The organism is Sandarakinorhabdus sp., from assembly GCF_040398645.1.
In the GTDB taxonomy this organism is placed as follows: domain Bacteria; phylum Pseudomonadota; class Alphaproteobacteria; order Sphingomonadales; family Sphingomonadaceae; genus Sandarakinorhabdus.
This window is the reverse complement of record NZ_JBBATR010000068.1, coordinates 11,487-12,827: the sequence shown is the minus strand read 5'-3', so window position 1 is coordinate 12,827 and position 1,341 is coordinate 11,487. Positions and strand designations below refer to the sequence as shown.

3 protein-coding genes are annotated in these 1,341 nt (G+C 69.1%); all 3 read right to left on the bottom strand.

The window, feature by feature from the left end; genetic code table 11:
• Window positions 1–218 (bottom strand): hypothetical protein (locus tag ABWP50_RS12000; protein WP_353218222.1); only part of this gene is annotated, 218 nt, incomplete at its 3' end.
• The gene (locus ABWP50_RS11995) at window positions 215–823 is read right to left on the bottom strand and encodes an RNA polymerase sigma factor (protein WP_353218221.1); all 609 of its coding nucleotides are present in this window, start codon (window positions 821–823) and stop codon (window positions 215–217) included. The genes ABWP50_RS12000 and ABWP50_RS11995, both read right to left, overlap by 4 nt.
• Before the next feature lie 44 nt (window positions 824–867).
• Window positions 868–1,341, bottom strand: a 474-nt coding sequence (locus ABWP50_RS11990; RefSeq protein ID WP_502951055.1) for an arginase family protein, incomplete at its 5' end; no start/stop codon positions are given.

The following is a 1,341-nucleotide window of genomic DNA, read 5'->3' as shown; positions in this document are numbered from 1 at the left end:
GCAGTGTCGATTGCGCCAAGCGGCAATGCTGCCGGCGCATTCGCCCAACCTGCCAACATGGCATCCATGGCCTGCGCCTCTGCCAGCGCGGCCGCCACGGCAGGATCGCTGCCGGCCAGCAGCAGCAGCGCACTGCGATCCGCGGCGGGCCAGCGGGCCGGATCGGCGCCGTGGCTGGCCAGGATGGCACAGGCGGTTTGAGAGGACAGGGCGGTCACTGACGGGCGCTTTCATTCATGATGGTTCGCAATTCATTACGGGCGCGGCCGAGCAATCCCTCGACAGCCTTGGCAGTGGTGTCCATGTGGGCGGCGATTTCGGCCATCGACAGGCCCTCCCCGTGAAACAGGCTGAGCGCCGCGCGCTGCCGCACATTCAGCCGGGCCATCGCCGCCGCCAGCCGGGCCTGCCCATCATTGGCGATGGCCTGCGCTTCCGGATCAGGGGCAGGATCGGCCAGATCATAAGCAACGTCGATGGACACCACCGGGCGCACGGCGCGGCGGCGATCAAGGCAGAGATTGACGAGGATGCGGCGAAACCAGGCCTCAACGTTACCGCGCGCCGGATCAAAGCGCGCCGCCTCGGTCCACAGCCGCGCAAACGCCTGTTGGCAGGCATCTTCGGCCTCGGCGCGATCTTGCAGCGTGCGCCAGGCCAGCCCCAGCGCCATGCGCTCCAGCTGGCGAACCAGCGCAGCAAACGCTGCCGCATCGCCCTGCGCCACCCGCAGCATCAGCGCCGTCGCCAGCGAGGACAAGGGGGTGGGCCCGCCGCGCGAAGCGTCGAATGGCGGGCTGGCGCCGGCAGCAGGCATGTCCATCTTCATCTGCCCTTGATACGCGGTGCGGGGCAGCTTCCCCCGCTTCAGCCAGACCCGGCCGCCTGCCACCCCTGCCAACTGGCAATCAACGACGCGGCATGGCGAGCCGCTGCCACCGGCGGATCAGCATAGCCGCCGCCCAGTGTCACCGCCAGCGCCGCACCCGCCTGCCGGCAACGCTGTGCCACCAACTGGTCACGCGCCGCCAGCCCGGCGTCACTCAGGGCCAGCCGGCCCAGCCGATCATCGCAGTGCGGGTCCACGCCGGCCTGCACCAGCACCAGTTGCGGGCGGTGCCGGGCCAGCATCGCCAGCAGCACCGGCTCCAGCGCCGCCAGATAATCGGCATCACCCGTGCCATCCGGCAAGCCGATATCAACGTGGGACCGCGCCTTGCGCACCGGAAAATTCTTCTCGGCATGGATGGAAAAGCTGATGATATCGCTGCGGCCCGCCATGATGTGCGCCGTGCCGTCGCCCTGGTGCACATCAAGGTCGACGATCAGCACGCAGCTGGC